Annotated in this window: 5 protein-coding genes; 2 read left to right on the forward strand and 3 right to left on the reverse strand. The window is 57.4% G+C overall.

What is annotated here, in order from left to right:
* Nucleotides 1-295: 295 nt before the first annotated feature.
* From MOV14_RS10000 to MOV14_RS09895, 3 genes are all read right to left on the reverse strand, one after another.
* Complete coding sequence (locus tag MOV14_RS10000; protein ID WP_326403744.1) at nt 296-427, reverse strand: hypothetical protein; 132 nt, start codon at nt 425-427, stop codon at nt 296-298.
* 12 nt (nt 428-439) lie between these two features.
* Entirely contained in the window at nt 440-931 is a 492-nt protein-coding gene (locus MOV14_RS09890; RefSeq protein WP_318537168.1) for a hypothetical protein, read from the reverse strand.
* A 543-nt stretch (nt 932-1,474) separates the two neighbouring features.
* Nucleotides 1,475-3,133: a right-handed parallel beta-helix repeat-containing protein gene (locus MOV14_RS09895; RefSeq protein WP_318537169.1), complete on the reverse strand. Its 1,659-nt coding sequence runs from the start codon at nt 3,131-3,133 to the stop codon at nt 1,475-1,477.
* 332 nt (nt 3,134-3,465) lie between these two features.
* Here MOV14_RS09895 and MOV14_RS09900 point away from each other — a divergent pair, with 332 nt between their 5' ends.
* Nucleotides 3,466-5,796: an ATP-binding protein gene (locus MOV14_RS09900; protein ID WP_318537170.1), complete on the forward strand. Its 2,331-nt coding sequence runs from the start codon at nt 3,466-3,468 to the stop codon at nt 5,794-5,796.
* Between the two features lie 80 nt (nt 5,797-5,876).
* Nucleotides 5,877-6,366, forward strand: a 490-nt coding sequence (locus MOV14_RS09905) for an ankyrin repeat domain-containing protein (protein ID WP_318537171.1), incomplete at its 3' end; no start/stop codon positions are given.

Below are 6,366 nucleotides of genomic sequence, written 5' to 3' on the forward strand. Positions count from 1 at the left end.
TGTACAGGTTGCTCGCGTAGTCTCTTCCACGAGACAATGGATATCAAGTGGCTTAGTTGTATTGCCTTTGCTCAACACTCACTAGATGAGCGATGATACGCGGCTTGGCTTTTCCCTCGTTCACAATCTAATTCGAGCTGTTTTCGCAGAGTTCACACAAAGCCCGAGAAACCATCTGGGAAGCTCACGCTTGGCTCTCTATACTCAAAGGCAAAAGACTCTGCGCAAAGAACAGGACCATTCGTGTAGGCTTGATCCCTCAGCTTTATGCACCCGAACCACTAACTCTGGATCCCTACTCGCTTGTGCCTGCTAGCAAAGCGTCCATCTCCTTAATAAGTTTCATCTTCTGTTTTCGAAGCCCGTAGTCCTCCTTCAGCTTCACTAGGTTGAACCGCGCATCCCGCCTGACACCGAGCCTCCTCACACTCCCACGCCTTTAAATGGTTAGATTTCCTGCCAAAAATCCTCTACCATTACACCTTTTACACTTAACTCTTCCACTGCCCTTCGATATGCTTTCTAAAGCATTTTCTAGCTTTTTGAGGACTTCGGAAAAATATTCTTTAAATTCCGAAACTCTATAGGATCCTGAGCCTCCGCATTGCGGGCACCCGATAACGTACCAACCGTGCCATCCAGTATCTGCCTCGCTGATTCGATAAACTTTCCCATTGTCCAATGTGTACACTAAGAATCCGTCTCCTCCGCACTTCGGGCACTCAACGTAACCTGTCCCATGGCAGTCTGGGCAGACCTCCTCCTCCCTGAACACCTGCACGCTGAGGTCCTCGAGAACCTTCACGTAAGTGGCCTTCTTGCACTCCGGGCAGATAACCCTATGGGTGGTGCCGGGCTTGAGGAGGACACCGAAGGTAGTTTTACCGCAGTAGGGGCACGCCACGTCGAAAACATCAAACTTCTCGCTCATCCGAGCAACACTAGAGCAAAAGCACAGCGAAAGTTTTTAAGCGTTACTGCACAATGGCGCTGAAACCTTTAACTGTATGTCGATACTAGAATACCTGTTTCTCCTGCACGTAGAACTGCTGAGCTCCGCCTAGGGTCCCGCGCGCTAACATGCCACGGTTCTACGGATCCCACGTAAGAGTATACGGTAGTGTGGGTGGAGCCCCTTACTTTCTGCTCTGGGTAAGCACTTTCTGAAAAAAACTCTCGGGCTTTCAGCCTCGACGTTTGTGAGCCGCTGCGGTGCCGATGTGTTTTTTCCTGAAGCTAAAGGCTTTGGCGTCGCCCAGAATGGCCTCCTCGCGTGTATGAACACACCTTGCGCTTGACTTTGAGTTATCCCACCTGCCACCGGTTAGTCGTTTTGCGAAGCAGAACCTGGAGGAGATCACGTGGTAGGTACCTTAACCTGCACTTTCCCTGGATTGCACGGCTAGTCCCTGCATAGGCTAAGCCTCAACTCGACCCTACATGCAAGCAAGCATCTTCTCCTCGCGCCGGTCACTCACTCCTCTAGCAGTTCGTCAAACTCCTCGAGAAGCCTCCTCTTCCTTTCAAGCCTCCTCCTGTTCCTGACCCACAGCGCGACGATGGGAACCGCTACAAGCACCGGCACGACCAGGAGAAACCAGTTGGACTCAGTATAGTACTCTGGTGGCCCGAACTCTGCCTGGAGGGCTACCGGGCCGTCTACCTTGAGCGTGAGGATGGGGGTGCTGGGAGGCTGGATGCTGCCCCTCAGAACCCTCCAGCCCTGGAACCTGTACCTAACCTTTTCATCCGAGGCGTAGTAGTAGCCGTCCTTGAGGCCCTCCAAACCCACCCTCGCCTCATCGCCTCTGCGGTACCAGCCTGAGCCGAACACGACCCCAAAGTCGCTCCGCACCTCAACCCTGTACTCCCACTCATACCTAGCCTCCACCACCAGGGGAGAGGTGACTGTGAAGCTGACCTCTGGAGAAGAAGAACCAGTTGACCACCCAGTAAACCTCAATCTTGCTTGGTCGCTCACCTCGATAAGCTCCTTAGCGGCGAGCCTCGCCGTGGAGCCCTCCAAGTACCAGCCTGAGCCCTGAACCCCGACAGAGGCCTGAGGGGGTGTAGCCACCACACTCACATAGAACACCTTGTAGTACCGAAATACCGCCCCGTCTCCCGCATACACCGTTAGGGACTCATTATAGACTCGGTAGATTGTGCTGTTGGTTTTTATCTCAGGTTGCCCAACCTTAACGATTACCCGTGCGTCATCGACATCGAAAACCCTGCTACCCTCTCCTTGAACGCTACCCGCAAGCTTCTCGTTTATGTAAACCGGCACACTGAAGGATGGTGGCAGGCCCTCAACTTTGACCGTCACGGGCGGTAAGGGTGGTAGCCTCAACGGCAGGGGTTTCATCAGCGGATAGCGATCTAAATTGTGCTCATTGATAACGTAAGGAGTATCGCCCACTCCGTCACCATTATTGTCAACACCTGTGTAGTCGCTCCAGTAGTTACCCCCTAATGGGTAGCCAATGTCCCAAAAGTTAGTTGAATAATCGCTGTGAACTTGCGGCCAATTATCGATGAAATTATTATGATAGAAGGTGTTGTTACGGGAACCTTCAAGAAGAATTCCGCAATAATAGATACCACCCTTGTTGTAAGCTACCTCATTATCGGCGATAATGTTGTTAAAAGATTCATAAAGGGTAATACCCACAAGGTTGTTTATTATTAAATTCTCTTTGATGATATTTTTCTCAGAATTTTTAAGCGTAACTCCATTATCATTACTAGTAATATTATTTCCTATTATTAGGATATTTGAGGATCCTTCGATAAAAATTCCATATTTAAAACCAGTTATTTTTAGATTTTTTACAGTCACACCAACCCTTCCGGTTAAATCTACCCCCACATCAGGGCTTCCAAAAAAAATCCAAGTGATATTCTCTCCACTTATAGTTCTAGAAAGGATAATAATTCTAGAAAGGATATGTCCAGCTCCGTCGAGTACGATGTTGTCTTTCTCAACAACAATTCCAAAGCCGGCGATGTCGTCGGTAAGCGTGTATGTGTTTCCACTCCTAAGGATTGGGGCTGTGGGAGGATCAACAGACCCATCAGATCGAATATAAATAATCCGTGGTTCGAGTTTTACTCCTGTGACTTGTGTCAATGACAGTAAGCTGATTATGAGCAAGGTTAAAAGGACTGTAGCGGTTTGATGCCCCAAACAGCACCAAAAAGGTTGTTGAGAACGCCTCTTTATATACATTTCCTGTTTCAGCATGCCTAGCTGGGGGCTTAGTGCGGCGCATCTGCTTCACATCCAGTATCTCAACAGCGTTCGGGGGGCTCGTAGACAACTCTTTAGCTTCTCCAGTAAAGAAGCGGTGCTAAGAGGCCCGTTTCACCCTTAGCGCTCGACTAGAGGAATAGGGTAGGCAACTCTGCAGAAGCTTTTTATTAGTATTTTATTTATATTCCCATTGCGTACTAACCTACATCATGGATAATCGCGGGCTTTTCCTCGGGTTCAGGCTGGATTCCGAGACGCTGAAGCCGACGGGCGAGCGGTACACGCTCGATTCAAATAGCCTCACTTCTCACGCAGCGGTGTTCGGCATGACGGGCTCGGGCAAGACGGGGCTCGCAGCGGTGCTCGTGGAGGAGCTCCTCCTCTCCGGAGTCCCTGTGCTCGCGGTTGACCCTAAGGGGGATCTGGCGAGCCTCGCGCTCCGCATCCCCGGCTACAGGCCTGAGGGCTTCAAGCCGTGGGTCGGGGAGAGGCGCGCTGGGGAGGTGGCGGAGCTCTGGAGGAAGGGTGTCGAGGACTCTGGGCTCAGCTTAAAGGACGCTGAGAGGCTCTTCGGGGGCAGCGAGGTCCTCGTCCTCACACCCGGCAGCACAGCAGGGGTTCCGGTCTCGATCCTCGGTGCTCTGAGCCCCCCTGAGGGCTCTGACGACCCCAGGGTTGTGGCTGAGAGGGCTGGGAGCGTGGCCGACGCGCTTCTCTCCCTAGCGGGGGTGAGGGGACCCCTGGAGTCAAGGGGGCACGCGCTGCTCTCGAGCATCATCGCCTGGGCCTGGGGGAGAGGCGAGAGGCTGGACTTCGGCAAGCTGGTCTCGCTCGTCCTGAACCCGCCCTTCAGGAGCGTGGGGGCGATGGGGCTGGAGGAGTTCATGGGTGAGGGAGAGAGGAGGAGGCTCGCGGCGGAGCTGAACAGGGTGCTTGCCTCGCCGGGCTTCGAGGCCTGGCTGGCGGGTGTGCCCTTGGACTTCGACAGGCTCCTCTGGGCTGAGGACGGGAGGCCGAGGGCGGTTGTGTTCTACCTGGCCCACCTGGACGAGAGGTGGCGGATGTTCGCGGTGACCCTCCTCCTGCAGGCGCTGTACGGGTGGATGCAGGCCCGCGGCGGCTCTGAGAGGCTCAGGGCGCTCCTCCTCTTCGACGAGGTGTACGGCTTCGTCCCGCCCCACCCGGCCAGCCCGCCGAGCAAGAGGCTCCTCATGCTCCTCGTCAAGCAGGCCCGGGCCTTCGGCCTCGGCGTGGTGCTCGCCACGCAGAACCCCGTGGACGTGGACTACAAGGTCCTCGGCAACGCCGCCACCTGGCTGATCGGCCGCCTCCAGACCCAGAACGACGTCAAGAGGGTGCTCGAGGGCCTGAGGCTCGCCGCCGGCGCACCTCCCGGCGTGGAAGACCTGGTCATGAGGCTCCCGAGGAGGGCCTTCCTGGTGAGGAGCGCCCTCAGCGAGAGCGTAGACGTCTTCACCACCAGGTGGGCGATGACGTACCTGCACGGGCCCATGACCCTCAGCGAGGTGGCTAGGCTCTCGGGCGGCCAACCACGCGGCGCGCCGCAGATGAAGCCAGCCGCGGAGGGGCTCCTCCCATCACCCCCCGAAGTCTACCAGGGCTTCGCCCAGGCGTTCGTGGAGCCGGCGTCGGAGCCCCGCGGAGGGGGGGTGCCGTTCTACAAGCCCCTGCTTGCCGGCGTGGCGGTCGTGGAGCTCAGCAGGGCCCGCCCTCCCCTGAGCCTGACGCTCGAGGTGTGGGGCGTCGCAGACCCCCTTCGATCCCACGCCCCGGCCTTCACGGCCGATGGCCCCGACCCGCGCCCCCTGCTGGCCGCCTCCTCCAGCGAGTGGAGGAGGGGCTTCGCCTTCACCCCCCTCCCCGGCTCGTACGCGAGGAGGGCCACGTACGAGAGGGTTCTCGCCGCCTTCAAGTCCTTCGCGAGGGAGAGGGGAGCCGTCAGCCTCCTGCACGCCAGGAAGCTGAGCGCCTACTCCAGGCCAGGCGAGAGCGAGCAAGCCTTCCTAGAGAGGATCCGGGCCAAGTGCGAGAGCAGGCTGAGGGCGAGGGTGAGGGAGATCGAAGAACGTTACGCCAGGAGAGCCGAGGAGCTTCTCGCGGCGGTGAAGAGGAGGGAGGAGCAGCTCGCGAGGAGGAGGGCGGAGCTCGAGAAGCTGCTGGCCGACCTTGGGGCCGCGGGCCTCGACACCGTGCTCTCGCTACCCAAGCCCACCACCCTCGTCAGGCGCGCCGCGAGGCTCGAGAGCCTCCGCAGGAAGGTCGAGGGCAAGAGGCTGCAGGTCTCAGCCCTGGAGGCAGAGGTCGAGAGGCTGAGGGGAGAGGTTGCAGAGCTGAAGGCGCGGAAGGACCGGGAGCTCGAAGACGCCCTCAAGGAGCTCGAGGCCTGCCTAGACGTCGAGAGGGTCACCGTGAGGCCGACAGCCAAGGAAGTGAGGGTGACTTTCCTGGGCCTCATCTGGATACCCCACCTCAGAACCAGCGAGGGGGAACTAGCGCTTCACGGAGCCATTATTCACTAGGCCGCTAGCCCGGCTATAGGTCTTTGAAGCTCGAAGCCCCAAGTAAAAACTTTTATCAAGGCTCACCCCGGCTAAGCTCGATGAGCGAGCTCCACCAAGCGGCGGCTAAAGGGGACTTGAAAAAGGTTAAAAAGCTCCTCGAGCGAGGCGCAGACGTCAACGCAAGGAGCAATGATGGCTGGACGCCGCTGCACTCGGCCGCTAGGTTCGGCCACCTGGATGTTGCTAGGCTACTCCTTGAGGAGGGGGCAGATGTCAGCGCAAGGGACAATGCTGGCTGGACGCCGCTGCACGACGCCGCCGCTTATGGCCATGTAGACGTTGCTAGGCTACTCGTCGAGCGTGGCGCTGACGTAAACGCAAGGAGCAATGATGGCTGGACGCCGCTGCACTCGGCCGCTTATAAAGGCTACCTGGATGTTGCTAGGCTACTCCTTGAGGAGGGGGCAGACGTCGACGCGAGGGATAAGAAGGGGAGGACTCCCTTGGACCTCGCGAGGGAGAGGGGTCACTGGGGGGTTGTTGGGCTCCTCGAGGAGGGGGCTAGGCAGGTGCGCTCAGCCCGGCCGC

This window comes from Infirmifilum sp. NZ (assembly GCF_022693705.1).
Lineage (GTDB): Archaea > Thermoproteota > Thermoprotei > Thermofilales > Thermofilaceae > Thermofilum.

Bases quoted from the DNA above. Each gene is read 5' to 3' on its own strand.
- MOV14_RS09890 (WP_318537168.1), bottom strand. From the start codon at position 931: ATGAGCGAGAAGTTTGATGTTTTCGACGTGGCGTGCCCCTACTGCGGT.
- MOV14_RS09900 (WP_318537170.1), top strand. From the start codon at position 3,466: ATGGATAATCGCGGGCTTTTCCTCGGGTTCAGGCTGGATTCCGAGACG.